This is a genomic window from Terrimonas sp. (assembly GCF_003075435.1).
Classification (GTDB): Bacteria; Bacteroidota; Bacteroidia; order Chitinophagales; family Chitinophagaceae; genus Agriterribacter.
Genome location: NZ_QCZJ01000001.1, coordinates 609492 through 628879 on the forward strand (window position 1 = coordinate 609492; position 19388 = coordinate 628879).

18 protein-coding genes are annotated in these 19388 nt (G+C 38.8%); 7 read left to right on the top strand and 11 right to left on the bottom strand.

What is annotated here, in order from left to right; genetic code table 11:
* The first annotated feature begins 375 nt into the window (after positions 1-375).
* Complete coding sequence (locus DC498_RS02525) at positions 376-1299, top strand: energy transducer TonB (protein ID WP_116872523.1); 924 nt, start codon at positions 376-378, stop codon at positions 1297-1299.
* Between the two features lie 21 nt (positions 1300-1320).
* On the opposite strand, the gene DC498_RS02530 is transcribed toward DC498_RS02525, so the two are convergent.
* The 3 genes from DC498_RS02530 to DC498_RS02545 all read right to left on the bottom strand — a co-directional run bounded on the left by DC498_RS02530 (position 1321) and on the right by DC498_RS02545 (position 4066).
* Complete coding sequence (locus tag DC498_RS02530; RefSeq protein ID WP_116872524.1) at positions 1321-1971, bottom strand: response regulator transcription factor; 651 nt, start codon at positions 1969-1971, stop codon at positions 1321-1323.
* Entirely contained in the window at positions 1958-2773 is an 816-nt protein-coding gene (locus DC498_RS02535) for a sensor histidine kinase (RefSeq protein ID WP_116872525.1), read from the bottom strand. Before DC498_RS02535 ends, DC498_RS02530 begins: the two co-directional genes overlap by 14 nt.
* Positions 2774-3421: 648 nt before the next feature.
* Positions 3422-4066, bottom strand: coding sequence for a hypothetical protein (locus DC498_RS02545; RefSeq protein ID WP_116872526.1), 645 nt, complete (start codon positions 4064-4066; stop codon positions 3422-3424).
* A 269-nt stretch (positions 4067-4335) separates the two neighbouring features.
* On the opposite strand from DC498_RS02545, the gene DC498_RS02550 reads away from it, so the two are divergent.
* From DC498_RS02550 to DC498_RS02560, 3 genes are all read left to right on the top strand, one after another.
* The gene (locus DC498_RS02550; RefSeq protein WP_133176743.1) at positions 4336-4782 is read left to right on the top strand and encodes a hypothetical protein; all 447 of its coding nucleotides are present in this window, start codon (positions 4336-4338) and stop codon (positions 4780-4782) included.
* Positions 4783-4908: 126 nt separating this feature from the next.
* Positions 4909-5268: a hypothetical protein gene (locus DC498_RS02555; protein WP_116872528.1), complete on the top strand. Its 360-nt coding sequence runs from the start codon at positions 4909-4911 to the stop codon at positions 5266-5268.
* A gap of 58 nt (positions 5269-5326) precedes the next feature.
* Positions 5327-5749: a hypothetical protein gene (locus tag DC498_RS02560; protein ID WP_133176744.1), complete on the top strand. Its 423-nt coding sequence runs from the start codon at positions 5327-5329 to the stop codon at positions 5747-5749.
* 211 nt (positions 5750-5960) lie between these two features.
* Here DC498_RS02560 and DC498_RS02565 read toward each other — a convergent pair whose 3' ends face one another.
* Together DC498_RS02565 and trpS are read right to left on the bottom strand one after the other, a co-directional pair.
* Positions 5961-6596: a deoxynucleoside kinase gene (locus DC498_RS02565; protein ID WP_116872530.1), complete on the bottom strand. Its 636-nt coding sequence runs from the start codon at positions 6594-6596 to the stop codon at positions 5961-5963.
* A gap of 114 nt (positions 6597-6710) precedes the next feature.
* Positions 6711-7721 (bottom strand): tryptophan--tRNA ligase, encoded by a 1011-nt coding sequence (trpS, locus tag DC498_RS02570; protein WP_240627823.1) that lies wholly within the window; start codon positions 7719-7721, stop codon positions 6711-6713.
* Positions 7722-7914: 193 nt separating this feature from the next.
* On the opposite strand from trpS, the gene DC498_RS02575 reads away from it, so the two are divergent.
* Positions 7915-8991, top strand: a complete 1077-nt coding sequence (locus DC498_RS02575) for a glycosylase (RefSeq protein ID WP_165813729.1) — start codon at positions 7915-7917, stop codon at positions 8989-8991.
* 56 nt (positions 8992-9047) lie between these two features.
* Here the strand turns inward: DC498_RS02575 and DC498_RS02580 are convergent, their stop codons facing one another.
* From DC498_RS02580 to DC498_RS02590, 3 genes are all read right to left on the bottom strand, one after another.
* Positions 9048-10658 carry a L,D-transpeptidase family protein gene (locus tag DC498_RS02580; protein ID WP_116872531.1) on the bottom strand — a complete coding sequence of 537 codons (1611 nt, stop codon included), beginning with the start codon at positions 10656-10658 and terminating at the stop codon, positions 9048-9050.
* Between the two features lie 36 nt (positions 10659-10694).
* Positions 10695-11372 carry a tRNA (guanosine(37)-N1)-methyltransferase TrmD gene (gene trmD / locus DC498_RS02585; protein WP_116872532.1) on the bottom strand — a complete coding sequence of 226 codons (678 nt, stop codon included), beginning with the start codon at positions 11370-11372 and terminating at the stop codon, positions 10695-10697.
* A 292-nt stretch (positions 11373-11664) separates the two neighbouring features.
* Positions 11665-12078, bottom strand: a complete 414-nt coding sequence (locus DC498_RS02590; protein WP_240627825.1) for an RNA-binding S4 domain-containing protein — start codon at positions 12076-12078, stop codon at positions 11665-11667.
* A 404-nt stretch (positions 12079-12482) separates the two neighbouring features.
* On the opposite strand from DC498_RS02590, the gene DC498_RS02595 reads away from it, so the two are divergent.
* On the top strand, positions 12483-14684 hold the full coding sequence (locus DC498_RS02595) for a S9 family peptidase (RefSeq protein ID WP_116872533.1): 2202 nt from the start codon (positions 12483-12485) through the stop codon (positions 14682-14684).
* 23 nt (positions 14685-14707) lie between these two features.
* Here DC498_RS02595 and DC498_RS02600 read toward each other — a convergent pair whose 3' ends face one another.
* Both DC498_RS02600 and DC498_RS02605 read right to left on the bottom strand, forming a co-directional pair.
* Positions 14708-17404, bottom strand: coding sequence for a S8 family serine peptidase (locus tag DC498_RS02600; protein ID WP_116872534.1), 2697 nt, complete (start codon positions 17402-17404; stop codon positions 14708-14710).
* A gap of 224 nt (positions 17405-17628) precedes the next feature.
* The gene (locus DC498_RS02605; protein WP_206197506.1) at positions 17629-18138 is read right to left on the bottom strand and encodes a cupin domain-containing protein; all 510 of its coding nucleotides are present in this window, start codon (positions 18136-18138) and stop codon (positions 17629-17631) included.
* A 111-nt stretch (positions 18139-18249) separates the two neighbouring features.
* Here DC498_RS02605 and DC498_RS02610 point away from each other — a divergent pair, with 111 nt between their 5' ends.
* Entirely contained in the window at positions 18250-18759 is a 510-nt protein-coding gene (locus DC498_RS02610) for a DinB family protein (protein ID WP_116872535.1), read from the top strand.
* A 4-nt stretch (positions 18760-18763) separates the two neighbouring features.
* Here the strand turns inward: DC498_RS02610 and DC498_RS02615 are convergent, their stop codons facing one another.
* A complete protein-coding gene (locus DC498_RS02615; RefSeq protein WP_116872536.1) occupies positions 18764-19366 on the bottom strand; it encodes a CDP-alcohol phosphatidyltransferase family protein in 603 nt (200 codons plus the stop codon).
* Positions 19367-19388: the final 22 nt, after the last annotated feature.

The window sequence follows — 19388 nt, forward strand, 5'->3', positions numbered from 1 at the left end:
TGTGTAGCCTTCGTGTACCTCCGTGAAATAACCAGTGAATAATGCAACCGGTAAACCGGGAACTTATAAGCTGTAACCGGGCATCCTGCCGCATAGCGGCCAACTGTTTGTAGAAAGAAAGCAAATGTCGTCCTTATATTTTTCCTGAATCAGGTTTGGTAGCCGAAATGATGCGTACCCTGAAAACGTCATCCTGATCCCGGCTGCACATTATATCAAATTAAAATGAATATAGCTAAGAGGAACTTTTTTCATCGAACGTACATCTGTCAGGTTATAGTACAAATGTTGAGCGGTAGTACAAAAACATGGCAAATTCACCTTTGGTGAGCATTGGTTGATATTGATTTAATAATTTACCCCTAACTTAACGCTATGAAGCCACTATCAACAGAAATGCGGATGCGATACATACTTATGCTTGCAGGAATAATATTTTTTTACGCAGGGAATGCACAGGATACAACAGACTGTTATTTTGATCAACAGCTTGCGCTTACCAATAAAAAAAATGCTGCTTACGAAGGTAAAATGGTTAACACATCAAAAGGCTGGGAAGTATTTGTATTTTACCCCGGCAAGCAGCTATTGATTCATGGCTATTTTAAAGATAAAAGGTTAAGCGAGAGAGAAGGAGCATACAACATATTTTTTGAGAACGGCAAGCCCAGCCTGAATACTTTTTTCAAAAATAATATGTTAGAAGGGCAATTACTAAAGTGGCACAACAATGGGCAGGTAAGCGACTCCGGCACAATGAAACAAAACCTGAAAACAGGTTTATGGAAAACATGGTATGCAAGTGGTCAGGCAGAATCTGAAGGCTGGTTTGCAGATGGCGTGCCGGATAGTGTATGGAACTGGTATCACGAAAACGGGCAGCCTGCAACTATTGAGCTTTACAGGAAAAATAAATTGGCTGATCTTACCTGCTTTGATACATCCGGCAATAAAACAGGCAGCAATTGCAGGATAGACGGAGCGCCATGCCCGGAAAACGCTTTGAGCTTCGATCAGTTCATCAGGGATAATTTGTTATACCCGGAAAAAGCAGCGAGAAAAAGAATTGAAGGTGATGTATCATTCGAATTTATTATAACCAAAGAAGGTAAGCTTACCCGCATAAACTTCACCAATGTTGCCAATGAGTTACTACAGGAAGAAGTGGTTCGGTTGCTGAAATCGGTTCCCCAATGGGACCCTGCTGTTTCTCACAACAGGAAGGTTGATTACCTGTATAGCTATACTGTGCCGTTCTATTTGGGTGGAGGCGGAAGCGATAATTTTGATATCGAATAACGAATTTGTTTTCTATAATGGCTATTCTACAATCCCATTTTTCAATGCAAACATAACCAAGCCTGCAGTATTTTTTACTCCTACTTTTTCAATTAATCGCTGTCGGATGCCCTCAACAGAACGAGGACTCAAAAAAAGATCTTTGGCTATTTCGCCTGCTGTTTTTTCCTGACAGATAAGATGAAGCACTTCCAGCTCCCGCTCAGTAAATTCCACATCCTGGTTAAATGATGGCCTTACGTTTGATTTCATCACCAGCTTTTTAAGTAAAGCTTTATTAACCAAATCATTAAAATAATAACCATTTTCATGAACCGCATAAATCGACTTTCTGATTTCTTCGGCATGGGCGTTTTTGAGCAGATAACCGTTGGCTCCAATTTCCATAAGATGAATGATAAATTTATCATCATCATACATCGTAACAATAAGTATTTTTATATTACTATATCTTTTCTTTATTTCTTTAGTTGCTTCCATGCCATCCATACCAGGCATTTTTAAATCCATTAAAACAACATCAGGTAACGAAGATGGAATGCCTTCCAACAGTTCATCACCGGTGTCGGCTTCTAAAACTACCTCAAGGTTGTCATCAGAAGCAAGCCCTACTTTTAAACCGTCTCTGTAAATTTTATAGTCATCAGCAATAGCTACTTTAATTTTTTTCATTTAACAATATTTTCTGGGGAACAATAACTATTATTTTAAACTTACCGTCTTCTCTTGAAAAATTAATTTTACCTTTTAGCAAGGTTACACGATTCTGAATGTTTTTTAATCCAAGCCCTTCTTTATTATAGCGTAATTTTTCAAACTCTTCCTGCACCAGCCCCTTACCATTATGCAGTATGACGAGCATTAGCTCATTATTTGTAAACTTAGAATATACTTCTACCCTTGTTGCGCCGGCATGTTTCAGAATATTATTTACCAACTCCTGCATAAGCCTGTATATGCTTATATCACTTTCACAACTTTGAACCGGATAGCTGCTATCCAACTCTACAACTGTCTCTATAATTGTTCCGTTGGTAATTTTTGAAATAAAATGCCGGATTGCTTCAGTTAATCCAAATTCTTTTAAAATATTAGAATGAAGATTATGAGATATTCCTCTCACTTTATGAATAGCCTCATCCAATAATTCTTCCCCTTTCCGATAAAGCTGTTGTGACCGCTCATCAAGATTTGCAAATTTGATTCCCTGAAAATGCAGTTTGGAAGCTGATAATATGGCACCCACCTCATCATGCAACTCTTCAGCAATGCGGTGCCGTTCCGTTTCTTCACTTTTTATGGCCGCTTCAACAAGTTGGTTTTGCTGTGCTTCTTTAAGTAATTTTAAATTTTTCCGATGCTGGATTTTTCTTTTACGGTTTTGCAAAAAGGCATATAAAAAACTGGTGAATAGTATCAGCATTGTAATTATGCCGACAATTATCAACACACTGATGGTATTATCTCCCCTCATAAAAACCTTTTGCTATAAATATGCAAAAAACAATGTATGCAATATTATGAATATCCCATATTTTCTCAGCTAACCCGATATTACTATCAATTAACGGCACATAAAAAAGGAAAACAAAAAAATTGATTACAACATATATGCTTAACCCGGTTACAATCCAAAAATCAGCGCTATATCTTTCGTTTTGCTGCTCTTCGTTTAAATTATGTAAGTAATATGAAATACAATAGACCAATAAAATAAAAGCTTCAATACTTAGCAATAGTCCGCTTATGTGCTCATTACTATTAAATTTTTCAAAGACCGAAAAATTAATTATAATAAAAAGCAAAAGAAATTCTGATATATAACGGTTGAACTTAACAACAAACGGAACCTTTATCCCTGCAAAAAAAATTGTAAAACAAGCGTATCTCAATATTGAATGCAGGTTATACAAAAAAGTATTTTGCTGAAGCCATTCAGGCAAATGTAACTCCTCTTTATAATCAGCAATAATATTACCACTCAAATTCATTAAAAAAGCAATTGTCACATATACAAAAATCGGTTTTAATAAGTAAACCGATTGTTTATTTATAACAAATAATGGTATGCAAAGCGCCCATACTTCTGACCAGTCGAGTATTCGTTGTAAAATATCATTCATTATTGCTTGGAGGCGTTGCGGGGTGGAGAAGGATTTAGAGGTGTCGCATTAAATCGTTTTTTTAACTCCTGTAGCGCTTCTTTATCATGTATCCTCTCGACATCTTCGTATCTAAGAGGTCTTCCATCCTTATCTTTATTTAAATATACCCAATAATAAACAAAATCAACCTTATTACTTTTTGAATTTGTCTTAATAACATCTGGAATAAAGTACAAGGCATCAGCTTTACCAACGCTATCAAACATAAAAAAAAGTTTTTCTATTGTTGTAATATAAACACCTGTTCCTACTGTATTCTCTACTTGAACTTCATTAAACCCTTCTCCGATTTCGTCAAAATCTAATTTGCAAATTGGTTTGCAAGTATCACTATTGCAACTTGGATCGAAAACAAATCCCTTTAAAATAAACCTTGGTCTATTTGCTCTGAAAACTCCTCCATTTTTCCTAAGTTTATTTTGAATAACTATATAAGCCTGAGGGTTTTTAGAATAACAGTCCTTCACAATATCCCTAGAGATTTTTTGTGGATAAAACCAAGCTTGGCGATCAAAACTGGATTTCTTCGTTATAGAAAATCCAAATACAGCAGATATAAGTATTAAGAAAATGTGTCGCGCATTAAACTTTAGCCACTTCATAAAAGAGATTTAAAAATTAAGAATCCAATTTTCATCCGGGGAGATTATTCTTAATTTCTATAGAGCGGGAGTATGAATTAAATATACAGCTTTTCTTAAAATTAAGAAACTTGTTTTATGCGTATTTCTACGTATAATCAGTTGAACAGGTAAATACGTTCATGCTAATAGCTTTTATAAGTATACCTACTGCATTTTTATTTTACGCATTTCCCACCTTGACTTCACCTCTCCCGCAATAGCATATTTGCTGTATAAAATTTACAATTATGAAAAAGATTCTCAACAACCAATGCTTCATGATCATCGCAGCGATGATCTTTTTTGGCGCTCAGAAAGCTAATGCACAATTAACCAGTTCAAAAGTTGCATCCATAATGGAAAATTACGGATGGACTAAAAAAGCGGATACCCGTTATGCTTATCTTAAGGAAAGTGAAAGCACAACACCGGTAACCTATACTTTTTATTACGGGCTTGAATATGCAATAGTTGCATACTCAGATGATACTGATGTGCAGGATATAGATATTCAGGTTTGTTACCCAAGCGGCAATGTATATCTTCAGGATAATGAATTTGATGATATCTCGATATTAAAATTTGTTCCTCCCTACGATATGAATCGTGGCGTTAAAATAACTAATTACTCCTCGCTCGAAAAACATTTCACATCCAAATGCAACTTCATAATTTTTTACAGAACAGTGGAGTGAGATAAGAAATCAGGTTCATTTATTTAAATAATTTTTAAAAATATAGTTATGAAAAAAATATATTTCCTGTTACTTATATCTACAGCATGTGCCTCATTTTTTTCATGCAGAAAAAAAACAGGTTGCATGGATTCACAAGCGACAAACTATAATATTGAAGCAGAGGCAGACTGCAATTGCTGTCAATTTGAAAAAGTAGTTTTTTACTCGCGATATGCAAGTTATAATGTTGGCGGAATATGGTATTCTATATTATCCTATCCTTTAAAAGTATATGTAAATAACCAGGACATAGGTACCATTACAGCTTTCTACCCAAGCGGTCCGGGAACAGGCACTGTACCAGGAGTAGTGTTATATGACCCGGGAGACAATAAAAAAATAGAATGGTATGCAAAAGTGACCGCTCCCAATGGAAATTTTATAATACTTGGTTCGGGTACTTTTAATGCCGGCAAACAACCCATAGCAATTCCTGTATTTTAAACAAATACTTATGCAACTTAATAATTCATTTTTACCAAAAACTTCAAAAAATATTTTTATGAAAAAGATGATTTCCCTTGCAATGTATATTATTGCCTTTAAAATGAGCTTTTCACAGTCCTATAAATTCGATGGCGATTGGTCAGGAAAAATTAATATCAACGGTGGTAACGAGACCATGTGGGTAAGAATAAAAATCCAATCGAATAGTATCACTCAATATTTCTATAATGAGCAAAATAGTATCTGGACTCCCACTTACCCGGCATTCGCCAAGTATGATTACAACAAAAACAACTATATCTATTTTTGGATGAACAACAGCACTGTTTGGAGTGAAACACAAACATATATGCTTTCCTATGTTAATTCAGACAAATTATATGTTGTTTGGTCCAGGCAGGTGAACAACATTCAATCCGGCGATTATGATACCTGGAGTTTACAGGGGACAGGATATTTAACAAGACGAGACGACTAAAAGGGTGTTTTTTAATTACGATAAGAAGCCGTCTCATTAGCTTGAGGCGGTCTTCTTTTTAGAGTAGTTCCAATTCTTATTTTGCATAATTAAAAGCATCTTATTGTACAATATGCTCAACCCCGCATGCTCTATGTTCTTCATAATGCTATGCAAATGTCTCCTGCTTTGCACAAATATATTCACCCGGAACGCCGTTCTGAAACAATACCTAAAATAAACCATACAACTGTGAATCTACTTTTTGTATGATATCTCCGAGGTCTTCTTCGTTTTCAGGAAATTTATTTTTGTCAATATTAATAACCAGTAACTGGCCTTCTTTATAACCGTCAATCCACTTGTTATAATATTCGTTCAGGCGTTTCAGGTAATCGAGGCGGATATTTTCTTCATACTCCCTTCCTCTTTTTTGAATCTGACCAACCAGTGTTGGCACAGAAGCCTGCAGGTAAATTAAAAGATCAGGAGGTTTGACCATGCGCTTTAATGTTTCAAAAAAACGGAAATAGTTTTCAAAATCACGTTTGCTCATCAAACCCATTTCATGCAGGTTGGGAGCGAATATATGCGCATCTTCATAAATCGTTCTGTCCTGTATAACCGTCTCCTCTCCTTTCTGAATTTCCAGCAACTGGTTCAGCCTGTTATTCAGAAAATATATCTGGAGGTTAAAGCTCCAGCGCGGCATGTCTTCGTAAAAATCGTAGAGGTAAGGATTATGATCTACATCCTCAAATTGTGGAATCCAGCGGTAATGCTTGCTCAGCATTTCCGTAAGTGTTGTTTTTCCGGCTCCTATATTTCCGGCTATAGCAATGTGTTTGGGTTTTTTAGTTTTCGCCATTACTTTAAAATAAATTCAATTTTGAAAAACGGGATATGGGATCGGATTAATAAGCACGGGTAATGTTCAAGTTAAATAATTTTACGTGCTCAGCGTTTATAAACTTTATTTTTTTTAAAAATATTTTATACCTACTGCTTTCCTGACCAATTCCATGGTATTCTTAGCGCTTTTGCCGGATTTTGCGGCTCCTTTTTCTAATATCTCTTTAAGGTAGGTTTCATTATTTCTTATTTCGCGTGCCTTTTCACGAACAGGCATTATAAACCGGATCATATCTTCTGCCAGTTGTTTTTTCATATCTCCATACCTGATATTGCAGTTGTTATAATCCAAAAGGAATTTATTATACGCTTCTTCATTACCGGTTAATCTCATAAGCTGAAATATGTTTTCAATATAATCCGGCATAGGTGTATTGGGTTCCTGCGGTCCCTGATCGGTTTTTGCCTTCATCACTTTTTTACGGATCAGCTCATCATCATCAGACAGATACAATGTAGCATTCTGGTTCTCACTCTTGCTCATCTTTCCCGTACCATCCAGGCTTGGCACTTTAACCAGTTCCTCCCCAAAATTAAATGCTACAGGTTCAGGAAATATCTCACCATACCTGTGATTAAATCTCGCCGCAAAATTCCTTGCCATTTCCAGGTGTTGCTCCTGGTCTTTACCAACAGGTACATATAATGCACGATGCAATAATATATCTGCCGCCTGCAATACAGGATAAGTCAGCAGAGCGGCATTTATATTCTGAGGTTGCTGGCGGGCCTTGTCTTTAAATGTAGTTGTTTTCTCCAGTTCACCTTTGTATGCAAGCGTATTAAGATAAAAATATAATTCTGATGTTTCATATACATCACTCTGGCAGTACAAGGCAGCTTTATCAGGGTCAAGCCCGCAGGCTATGTATTCAGAAACAACATGTAACACATGCTGGCGTAAAGTTTTTGTATCGGGATGCGTGGTAAGCGAATGCAGGTCTGCTACCATAAAATAACATTCATATTCTTCCTGCATGCGTACATAATTCTTTAACGCGCCAAAATAACTGCCGAGATGTAAAATACCCGTGGGGCGGATGCCACTCATCACTATCGGCCTGTCTGCAACTTTTTCCATAGCGGGCGAAGATACGGCAATAAAATTTTCGGGAAATGGTTAACCCGGCTAAATTCACTTTTTTTGCCACTGTGTTGCTCTCAGGTTATTTAAGATTGCCCGGACCAGCCCGTACTTGTATTTATTAATTGGCATATAATGGAGTGTATCACATTTCATTAACTTGCTGACCTGTTTATCATTACTTTGTTATATGAGCCGAAATTATGCCATCATTACTTTTTTAGTTTGCGTTATTACAATAAGCGTTTATAGCTGTAAAACTGTTCCCGCAAAAGAAGTGCCTGCGGATACGATGCAAAAAGTATTTGAAGAAGTAAAAACTCCGTATAAATATGGCGTTGTATTAGCCGCGCCTGACACCACAAAAATGGCAGACAGCCCTACTGTATTCCGTATGAATGGAAAGTGGTACATGAGCTATATTATCTTTGATGGAAGAGGATATGAAACATGGCTGGCAGAGAGTGACGACCTGCTGCATTGGACAACAAAAGGACGGCTGATGTCTTTTACAGAAAACACCTGGGATGCGAGTCAAAAAGCTGGTTACCCGTCATTGGTAGATATTATATGGAACGGAACTTATGAGCCAATGAAATATGAAAATAAATACTGGATGAGTTATTTAGGTGGTGCAGATAAAGGATATGAAGCAGGCAGGTTAGGCATAGGTATGTCAACTACTGCGGATATCAGTAAGACAGAAGAAGTGCTGCGATTCCCGGCGCCTGTATTGTCGGCAATTGATGATGATGTGAGATGGTACGATAATAAAACCATTTACAAAAGTTCGGTTATACATGATGCGGAAAAGAAAACAGGTTATCCTTTTATAATGTACTATAATGCTGCCGGGGACAGCACGCATGAAGGTCACCAGTTTGAGAGTATTGCAATGGCTGCTTCAAATGATATGAAACAATGGAAACGTTTGGGAGATAGTCCCCTGATCACCAAAGGAAGGGGAATATGTGGAGACGCACAGATTGTGAAGATGGGAAAATTATACGTAATGTTTTATTTTGGCTATAACTGGCATGATGGAGATCATTCCGCATTTGAGCGCTTTGCTTGTTCATACGATTTAATTAACTGGACACCCTGGGAAGGAGAAAATTTAATACAGCCGTCTGTTGGTTTTGACAAACAATATGCGCATAAACCCTGGGTAATAAAATGGAATGGGGTGGTATATCATTTTTATAATGCCGTTGGAGATAAGGGAAGAGTAATTGCATTGGCAACTTCAAAAGACCTGTCAAAGTAAATTTAACCATCCAAAATATCCAGCCAGCTTTCTTCGGAAAAGGCAGCCGTTTAAAATTACTTGTTGAACATTTGTTTTTCCAGCTTCGCGTCATGCCCGTATACATCATCTCTGAAGTTCAGCCCTCCTTTTGAGTCAACCCAGGCAGTAAAATACCCGATAAATACAGGCACTGTTTCCTTAAGGGTTACATACTTTTCTTTGCCACTTTTCATGGCAGCAGTAATTTTTTCAGATGTCCATGTACTGTCGTCACGCAAAAGAAATTCAGCTAATTTTTTTGGCTCCCCCAGGCGTATACAACCATGACTGAAAGCCCGCTTGCTTTCGCCGAACAAACTTTTTGCAGGGGTATCATGCATGTAGATATTATAATTATTGGGGAATAAAAATTTTACCCTGCCCAGGGAGTTGTTTGCTCCCGGCTTTTGACGTACGTTGGGTAGCCCTCCTGCATTACCGGTAATTTCCATATTATGATTAGCCAGGTAATTTTTATTTTTCTTTATGCCAGGCAGAATTTCGTTTCTCACAATACTTGGCGGTACATTCCAGTAAGGGCTGAACACAACATATTTTAAATCTCCGCTAAATATAACCGTATTGTGCTGTCCGCTGCCCACCACAACATTCATATTAAATTTCAGCCTGCCTTCTTCAAATATATGCAGCTTAAATTCCGGTATATTAACAAGCAGGTAATCGGTTTTAATTTCCTCCGGCACCCAGCGCATTCTTTCAAGATTAATAAGCATTTGTTTTATGCGTTTACCAATTGGCTGATTCATTTCCTGTAGTGTTGCACCTGCAATTATTCCATCAGCTTTTAAGCCATACCGGTATTGAAATTTTTTTACGGCATCAACCAGGGTATCTGTAAACAGGGTTGAAGAGTCAGGCATGGTAAAATCTCCTGTAAGCAAAAGCCTGCGTTTTATATCTGTAATAGCAACTGATGTATCTCCTTTCTGAAATTTCTTCTTCGTTGTTTGTATGGGCTCCCATCCTCCGTTTTTCTCTATAGCATAATATTTGATCAGCGCTTCTTTCAGATGTTTATAATAAGGATTAATAGGCTCATAACTTTTTGTTCCTTCTCCCTTATGCTGAATCAATGAATCGAGCGTAGCGATCAAATCAATTTTCTTTCTTGGTATATACCATTTCAGATCGTTAGTGTTAAGCCCGTAGCTACCTGTATATTCTTTTGCGGCATACCTGAAAAACTGTCGTGTTAATGTAAGTTCTGCTTTCAGCCTGTTACTGTCGGCCAACTGAATTGCGTGTCCTCCATTTTCTAATGTATCAAATACCTGTTGCAATATTGGGTTCACTAAACTGCTGTCCCGGGTATAGCTTACATATTCATTTTGAAGATTCAGAAAATTGTACACCTGTTCTGCAGGTCCATCATTGGAAAACCATGCATACTGGTAATTCCTTGCATTGTAAAAACTCCTTAAACGGTTGGCTGTTGAATCTCTGATATTGTATCGCTCAATATAATTTTCAAGACTTGTGCTATCAAAAAAGAGTTCTGTAAAGGAGTTACCGACATTAATAGTCGTATCTCTCTGCTCTATTTTACCGGCAATATTTTTTTCTTCTTCATTTTGATTACATGAAAAGAATATAATAAGTACAACACATAAAAGGCTTATTTTCACTTGCTGCAGGTTTTGATAAATGTAATAATACGCTGGTTAATCTTCAAGAATGTCCGGTCGCCGTTCTTCAGTTCTTTTTATCGCCATATCATGGCGCCAGTCTGCCACTCTTTTAGGATCGCCGCTTAACAAAATATCCGGCACCTTCCAGCCGCGATATTCTGCCGGGCGGGTGTATACCGGCGGTGACAATAAATTATCCTGGAAAGAATCAAACAAAGCTGATGTTTCATCATTTAAAACACCTGGCAACAAACGGCCAATGGCATCTACCAATACCGCGGCGGGTAATTCACCTCCGCTTAATACATAATCGCCGATAGAAATTTCTTTTGTGATAAAATATTCACGCACTCTTTCATCAATGCCTTTATAATGTCCGCAGATTAATAACAGATTGGCTTTAAGCGAAAGTTGATTGGCGGTATGTTGTGTTAACCGTTCGCCATCTGGTGTGAGGTAAATAATTTCATCATATTTTCTTAATAACGATAGTTCTTCAATCGCTTTTACCAATGGTTCGCACATCATAACCATACCCGCTCCACCACCATACTGGTAATCATCTACCTGTCCGTAAGCGTTTACAGCCCATTTTCTGAGTTGATGAATTTCTATCTGCAATAATCCCTTTTCTCTTGCACGTTTCATCATGGAGTGTGCAAAAGGGCTTTCCAGCAATTCAGGTAATACCGTTAAAATATCTATATGCATCGGGCAAAGATAAAGACGGCAGGAGCAAAATAAATCCCCAGCGAATAAGAAAGTATGCTTGTAAAAAGGCCGGCCGGTGGGGTCGGATCAATGCTCCGTTAGGGTACAACGGCTTTCCTGATCGGTCAATCAACTATTGGCCGGCCTTTTTGCAAGTCCTGAACAACTAAGTGAATTTTGGTTTAGGGAACAGAGGTTAGCACGTTAATATATCTCTGGCATGAATAATTACATTTTATCAGACGAGATATGCTAAGAAAAGGATGTATGATCTCTGAAAAAAATCCTGGAATTACTCATTCAGAAAGTCATCAATGTCACGCCGTTCTTTTTTGGTTGGCCGCCCAACTTTGCTTAAGCGTTTCCCTGTATGAAAACTTGCCGCCTGGTATTGCAGCCGTTCTATTTCTTCTTCCGGAGTTATATCAATATAATATTTGAGCGCTTCACTGTACTGTACCCGGCTGTGTAATAACCCCGTTACCTTAATCCGCCATTTTTTATGCTCGGTTTTTATTTCATACTCATCGCCAACATGCACATTCTTTGAAGCCTTTGCCTGCTCGCCGTTATACTTTACTTTGCCCTTTTCACACGCATCGGTAGCTATACTCCGCGTTTTAAACATTCGTACCGACCATAAGTATTTATCCAGCCTCAGCTTTTCTTTTGGTTCGTTCATATGTGCAAGTTCAATAATTTTCATGAATTTGCCGGAGAAGGATGTCCGTCTTTTCGACCGAGCCAACACGGGCATTGTGCTTTAATCACATTTACGCAAGGGAGAAAACTGCCTGGCATTTGCACTATTGCTCAACTTTTATACTACTGACCAACAGACCTGCCTGCCGGCAGGCAGGTTTACCTTCGGTGAGAAAAATTCCCTCCCGCCGCAAAATACTTTTAATTCAATTTTCGTGAGGGCGGGGATCAAAAGGACGGGAGAGCGCCTTTGCATTTTGCTATCAGCTTTCAGCAATCAGACCTCAGTTTTCAGAGATGCGCATTTCCCAATTCACCATCTAATGATCAAACCCGAAGCCACTTATCAAAACCTTTCCCTTAATTTCTTTTTCTCTTTTATATTTACTGCTTAAATCAATGCTTATTATGTACCGAACCAAAAACATCCAGGGAACTTTTTTACTGATTATTTTTTCACTTATTTCTTTGACCTGTTTTGCACAGTTCAGGTCGGGAGAAATAAAATGGACAGCCGATGGCAACGGCTTTTACACAGCGGAAAATAACGCTATTCAAAAAAACAATCCGAAAACCGGTCAGCAGGAAGTGCTGGCAACTACCGCCCAACTAACACCTGCCGGCCATAACAAATCACTTAGCATAGCTGATTTTTCGCTGAGCGCCGACAATAATATTATGCTCATTTTTACCAATACCGCAAGAGTATGGCGCTATAATACAAGAGGTGATTACTGGATATTGAACAAGCGATCTGGTGAGCTGAAGCAAATAGGCAAAGACAAACCCGCACAAACACTGATGTACGCCAAAATATCTCCTGATGGTAAAAAAGTAGCGTATGTAAGCAACCGTAATATTTATGTTGAAGATATTGCAACAGGCAAAACAACAGCGCTCACTACCGATGGTAACAGGCAACTGATCAATGGTACTTTTGATTGGGTGTATGAAGAAGAATTTGGCTGCAGAGACGGGTTTAGATGGAGTAGCGACAGTAAGCAAATTGCATACTGGCAGGTTGATGCAAGACAAACCAGGGATTACTTAATGTTAAATACAACCGACTCGATATATTCTTTTGTTATTCCGGTTGAATATCCTAAAGTAGGCGAACCGCCATCTATTGTTAAAATAGGGATAGTAAGCGCCGAAGGAGGAGCAACAAAATGGATGGATATTCCCGGCGATCCACGCCAGCATTACCTGCCGAGAATGGAATGGCTTGCAGATAACAGCGCTGTAATTGCACAACAACTTAACCGCAAACAAAACGAGAGTAAAATTTTTGTTTGTAATCCTTCAACAGGCGCGGCAACTAACGTATATGCAGAAAGTGATAAAGCATGGATAGATATTAAATCGCGGTGGAACGATGACGACCCTACCGGTTGGGACTGGATTGATAATGGCAAATCATTTTTATGGGTGAGTGAAAAAGACGGATGGCGTCATATTTACCGGATTACAGCGGATGGTAAAAAAGAAACCTTGCTTACCAAAGGAGATTATGATATTGAAACCATCAGCGCTGTAGACGAAAAGAATAATTATATCTATTTTATTGCGTCTCCCAACAGCGCTATTCAGTGTTACCTGTATCGTACAAAAATGGATGGTAAAGGAAAGCTTGAATTGGTGAGTCCCGAGCATTTAAAAGGCACGCATAGCTACGAAATATCTCCCGGCGCACAGCTTGCCGTACATTCTTTTACCAACCGCAATACACCTTATATATATGAATGGATCAGTTTGCCGGATCATAAGCCATTGCGTAATGAAGAAAGCATTGCTGTGAATATAAAAACACAGGACAGAAAGGACCTGGAATTTTTCACCATCACTACTGAAGATAATGTAACCATGAATGGATGGATAGCCAAACCCGAAAACTTTGATCCTGCAAAAAAATATCCCGTGTTATTGTATGTGTACGGCGAACCGGCAAGTGCAACAGTAATTGATAATTTCTATGCCGGCAGAAACCGCATGTTCCAGGGAGATATGGCTAAGCAGGGATACTTTTACGTGTCGTTTAATAACCGGGGTACGCCAACACTAAAAGGAGCCGCATGGAGAAAAAGTATTTACAGGAATATCGGCGTAATAAACATCCGCGACCAGGCAATGGCAATGAAAAAATTATTACAGGAGCGCCCCTATCTTGATACAGCAAGAGTTGCATCATGGGGATGGAGCGGTGGCGGTTCATCTACATTAAACCTTATGTTTCAATATCCTGATATATTTAAAACAGGGATTGCTATTGCCGCTGTTGGCAACCAGCTTACTTATGATAATATTTACCAGGAGCGCTACATGGGGCTGCCCCAGGAGAATAAAGAAGATTTTATTAAAGGTTCTCCCATAACGCATGCAAAAAATCTTCGTGGAAATTTATTGTATATACATGGAACCGGTGATGATAATGTACACTATCAGAATGCCGAAATGCTGCTGAATGAATTAATAAAATACAACAGGCAATTCCAGTTTATGGCTTATCCTAACCGTACACATAGCATAAGTGAAGGTGAGGGCACAAGTAAGCATCTGCAAACATTGTATACTAATTATTTGCTGAAGTATTGCCCGCCGGGAGCAAGGTAAAATATAGTTATAGCAGAGGTGATTTAATCACCTCTTTTTTTCTTTATGGCGGCCTTAGTCTTTGATTTTGGTTTTGCTTTTGCTCTTATTCTTTTTTCCGGCGCATCAGTTACAAGCACACTCTTTAAAAATTCAGAAGCATAAGGAGATGCTTTTATTTTATTAAAGAATTTTTCTCTCGCTGCTTTGTCCTGGAGAAATGCGCCGCCATCCGCATCTTCAAATTCAATTACTTCAGCATAATCCATTAAGCTTTCATCCTGGTATACTACCTGCATTAACTCAAGCGAGATCATTTCATTTAAAGTACTATCCTGTTGTGCGGATACTGCCGCCCTGCCTTTTTCTTTACTTCTTATCCATGTGCCGATAAATGGTATTATTCCAAAGAAAAACACTCTTGCTTCACGGGAAGGTGCAAGATCATTTAAATCAATATAGTTCAGCGCATCAAAAGCCCTTATAATACCATTGCCATAATATTTTTTGTAATAAGGATATGCTTTATTCGCGGTGGCATACATTGCTTTCCGCACTGCTTCTACTTTTTTCCAGGCATTTTTTCCGGTAAACCCACTTAATTCATCTCTATGATACAATAGCCATAACGCGGCGGTAGCCACTACCTGTGGCGTGGCTGATGATGTGCCTCCTCCTGCTTTTGAAAAGGTATATGGCTTATCATATGATGCCCATGGCACATTAGGCGTATATGCCGCGATAGCTTTGTTCATGGCACTTTGCGGGCCCCAGCTACCCTGCATAAATTCACCGCCCTCAGAGCGGGCTTTCATTACGTCCCGCGGCGCATCCACATCATAAGGCATATGATCATAACAGGCGCCCGTAGCTGCAATTACGCGATCGAAGCGTGCCGGGTATAATACAGCTTTGGGAGAAAGCTTTCCCAGCCCTTTTACAAAATTATTTCCTGCTGCTGTTACCACTACAACACCTTTTTCATAAGCCATATTAACGGCTTTTGCCACCTCACGTGTTGGATAACCTGCCATTGACATTGTTACAACTTCACATCCATTTTCAACAGCATACTCAATACCTCTTGCCACATCATTTGCATTAAACGCATTGAATACTGTATCGCAGATACGTATCGGTATCACTTCAGCAAATGATATCGCACCAACATCGCCGCTATAACCCGCATAAGCATCTGCTGCTGCAATAGTATTGCCTGCCAGTAATGCTAATGTTGCCGTACCATGACCATCCTGTTCTGCTATTGTGCCGGTATTGAGTTGATCAATCCCTTTATTAATGCCAAACTCATCTTTCCAGAAGCTAACGCCCATATCCTTCAATAAATTTCTTGGAATACTGGGATGCCCGGGTAAATAACCGGTGTCAACATGCCCGATGCGGATTGTTTCACTGCTTCTTTTATCTCTTTTTAATTTCTGCTGTACCTCATCGCTCGCTTTTCTTAGCTGCGAATGCTCATCATCTAAATGCCATATAAATTCATTGGGTGAAGGCTGGGGTTTTGGCCAGTTAGCCAGGTAATTATTGGTACTGTCCCTGCTTATTTTTATTTCAGGCTCCCGAATAAAAACGGACTTTATATCCGGCTCAACAAATACAACAGGTTGTTTTGACTTTTTCCTGTTGAAGTAAGTTTCATAGGCTTTATCCCAGGGATGTTCCGAAGTTTTTATTGCTGCGCGTTCTGTTTGCAGGACCTGTATTTCAGCAGACCTGCTTTTTCCTTTACTCCTCCCTGTCAGGAACTTTTTTCCGGTATCAATCAGCAATGCGTCAGCAGCAGGTGTCTTCTTTACTTTTTTTTTGCCTGTAGCTGAAGAGGTAAAGCTGATTTTCACTTTAGCTTTTCCATCAATGCTGAAGGGTGGATATGCATTAAAAGCGCCCTGTGATTTTCCGTAAACAAAAAGGTTGGGCTTTTGTACTTTGGGTATTACTGAAAGAATTTTTTTATAAAGGCTTTTATAATCAGAGACTTCATCAAACAGCCCTGCTTTAATTATTTTTTTAAGTGTGGCACTGAAAACACCGTTCTCGCCCAATTCTCTTGCAGATTCATTATCCTGGCAGGCTGCAAAAAGCATAACCGATGCATTGATATCTTTCTTAAAAACGGGGGGACGCTCCTTAATGGGTTGTAATACTTTTTCCTGCGCCGCATTTATTTTGGGTTGAATTTCTTTGGGTACAAGCCTTGAACGATACCCCAGCCTGGTGTAGGTGTTTTCTATTTCCTGCTCAGCACGCATCTGTTCTGCAAGTGCTTTGTTGCTGCCAGGCACAAAACGTGATACCGTGCCTGAATGGCAACTGTCAGAAAACATCAGGATACGAACACCGGCTTTAAAATCTTTAAATGCCTCAAACAATTCATCGTCAATTAACTGGCGGTCATACAGGCACCATGTTTCATCCTGCAAATCATCTTCATCACCATTTTCATCGGCAACCGTGCCTCCGTGTCCTGAATATGAAATAAGCAGCATATCGCCCTCCTTTAAATCAGTGGCGGCTTTTTTCAGTTCAGCCAATACATTATGGCTTGTGGCTTTTTGTGTAAGTAAGGTTGTAATATTTTCAAATTTCGCCTGTGTTGCAATAGTTTTATAAATAGCGACATCGTTTTCACATCCAAACAATTGCCCGTTCCAGTCATTATATTTTTGGGGATCAACGGCGTTAAGCCCTATATGCAGGGAATATCCTTTTTGTTTCATACAAAATGTTGTAAATTTTTAAAATGCAGGTTGTAAGATGTTGGATATGTGTTTGCAGCGGTAGCTAAAAAGCATTGACGGGGCAGGATATGTATTAAGGATAATGCGGTTAAAAGATAAAAAGAATTACGGAGAGATTATAATAAAGTTGAAATAATTTTTAGTCTTCCCGGTTCTGGCTTATGATTAAATGATAAAAAGATGCTGAAAATACTGAGTGTAATTTATAAGGAACGGCATAATCTTCCGGTCAGATCCTTGTGTTGCGGATACAATGCAACCAGTTCGTTTGCCTCAGCTAATTCAAAATCCTTAAAGTCAAAACCCGGTGCAACTGTGCAGCCAACAAAAGCGAAACTTGTATTAGTACCCGGCTCGCTGGCAAACCAGCACCCGGCAGGAACGACATACTGAAATACCTCTCCCTGATTTATATCAGCACCAAGTTTTGTAGTGGTAAGATTTCCTTCTTTATCAATCACATGAATCAGTAAAGTTTGCCCTGCATAAAAATGCCAGCATTCATCACTCTTTATCTTGTGAAAAGCCGAGAAATTTCCCTGCTCCAACAAAAAATATATAGCGGTTGAAAAAGTCCTGCTACTCCCAAATCGTTCCGGTAAACCTGTTGGCGGAATTGTTTCAGCACTTCTGTATGTTTCAGCATAATAACCGCCTTCCGGATGTGGTTGCAGGTTAAATCTTTGTATTAACGCCAAAGCAGTGATCATCATTTGAAGTTAGTGTTTTTGTAAGTCTTCCAACCTTTTAAGGATTGGAACCGGGCTATAACTTTTGAACTTATTTTTATTGTTTACTTTTATATTCACTTCAAATCAAATTATATGCGCCCATCTCCATCCGACTATTCTCCTTTTTCAGAAACTTATGTTTCATTGGTTGAAACCGGCGATGTAAGGGCAATGCTCAAAGATTCATTAAAGCCAATGGGGCATTTCTTGCATACTATTCCTCCTGATAAGGCTGATTACGCTTATGCAGCAGGCAAATGGACTGTTAAACAGGTACTGCAGCATTGTATTGATACAGAAAAAGTATTTGCTTATCGCGCCATGTGTATTGCGCGTGGAGAGCAGCAACCTTTACCGGGATTTGACCAGGATCAATACGCAGACAATGCAGATGTTAGCAAACGCTCGCTTGAAGGTTTGAAGGAAGAGTTATTACTTACCAGAACAGCTTCTGTTTTATTATTTGAAAATCTCCGGGATGAAGATTTGAATAAAAGAGGAACTGCCAGCAATCATCCTGTTACAGCACTCAGCTATGGTTATATTCTTATCGGGCACTGGCGGCATCATGAAAAAATATTCAAAGAAAAATACGGGATATGATTGCCTAATTGAATAGTTTATTTTTTTTAAATGCGACTCCTTTTCTTATCAGGTAAGCGTGGTAGGCACTTGGAATATCATGCGTCCAGGAAGGCAGTATAAGCGTAATCATTATCCTGTCTACATGCGATATTAATCCTAACACTATGGCTGCCGTAAAAGGTATTCCTGCATGACTGAACCCGATTAAAGAAGTAAATGCTATCAATAACGAAATACCCCACATTTTTGAGAGGAAAGCATGAGTGCATGTTTCTCTTCCAAACTTTATAATGCTTATTGCATAACACATACCTTCCATAACAAAGATTATTATAATAGGAATAGTATTGTTCTTTATAAGCTCAGGATATAACATCCATGTACTAACGCCAATGGATACCCAAAAAACCATGTCGGTCTGGCTATCAAATCGTCTTAATGCGGTACTTGCAACATGCAGGTTGCGGGCAATAATACCATCAAAAATATCGGAGATCAGTCCCAGGTACATGAGCACCAATATTAATGGCTTTGCTTCATGCTTATACTGCCATGTAATAAATAATATTACTGGCGCAAGTATCAGGCGGAATACAATCAATAAAACCGGTATGCGGGCTTTCATATAGCTGGTTCAGGTTGACAGG

What these genes read in the sequence shown, in the direction of transcription:
- DC498_RS02595 (WP_116872533.1), top strand. Translation starts at nt 12,483, where the DNA reads ATGTACCGAACCAAAAACATCCAGGGAACTTTTTTACTGATTATTTTT.
- DC498_RS02550 (WP_133176743.1), top strand. Translation starts at nt 4,336, where the DNA reads ATGAAAAAGATTCTCAACAACCAATGCTTCATGATCATCGCAGCGATG.
- DC498_RS02575 (WP_165813729.1), top strand. Translation starts at nt 7,915, where the DNA reads ATGAGCCGAAATTATGCCATCATTACTTTTTTAGTTTGCGTTATTACA.
- DC498_RS02525 (WP_116872523.1), top strand. Translation starts at nt 376, where the DNA reads ATGAAGCCACTATCAACAGAAATGCGGATGCGATACATACTTATGCTT.
- DC498_RS02565 (WP_116872530.1), bottom strand. Translation starts at nt 6,596, where the DNA reads ATGGCGAAAACTAAAAAACCCAAACACATTGCTATAGCCGGAAATATA.
- trpS (WP_240627823.1), bottom strand. Translation starts at nt 7,721, where the DNA reads ATGGAAAAAGTTGCAGACAGGCCGATAGTGATGAGTGGCATCCGCCCC.
- trmD (WP_116872532.1), bottom strand. Translation starts at nt 11,372, where the DNA reads ATGCATATAGATATTTTAACGGTATTACCTGAATTGCTGGAAAGCCCT.
- DC498_RS02600 (WP_116872534.1), bottom strand. Translation starts at nt 17,404, where the DNA reads ATGAAACAAAAAGGATATTCCCTGCATATAGGGCTTAACGCCGTTGAT.
- DC498_RS02555 (WP_116872528.1), top strand. Translation starts at nt 4,909, where the DNA reads ATGGATTCACAAGCGACAAACTATAATATTGAAGCAGAGGCAGACTGC.
- DC498_RS02615 (WP_116872536.1), bottom strand. Translation starts at nt 19,366, where the DNA reads ATGAAAGCCCGCATACCGGTTTTATTGATTGTATTCCGCCTGATACTT.
- DC498_RS02610 (WP_116872535.1), top strand. Translation starts at nt 18,250, where the DNA reads ATGCGCCCATCTCCATCCGACTATTCTCCTTTTTCAGAAACTTATGTT.
- DC498_RS02560 (WP_133176744.1), top strand. Translation starts at nt 5,327, where the DNA reads ATGAAAAAGATGATTTCCCTTGCAATGTATATTATTGCCTTTAAAATG.
- DC498_RS02590 (WP_240627825.1), bottom strand. Translation starts at nt 12,078, where the DNA reads ATGAAAATTATTGAACTTGCACATATGAACGAACCAAAAGAAAAGCTG.
- DC498_RS02530 (WP_116872524.1), bottom strand. Translation starts at nt 1,971, where the DNA reads ATGAAAAAAATTAAAGTAGCTATTGCTGATGACTATAAAATTTACAGA.
- DC498_RS02545 (WP_116872526.1), bottom strand. Translation starts at nt 4,066, where the DNA reads ATGAAGTGGCTAAAGTTTAATGCGCGACACATTTTCTTAATACTTATA.
- DC498_RS02605 (WP_206197506.1), bottom strand. Translation starts at nt 18,138, where the DNA reads ATGATGATCACTGCTTTGGCGTTAATACAAAGATTTAACCTGCAACCA.
- DC498_RS02535 (WP_116872525.1), bottom strand. Translation starts at nt 2,773, where the DNA reads ATGAGGGGAGATAATACCATCAGTGTGTTGATAATTGTCGGCATAATT.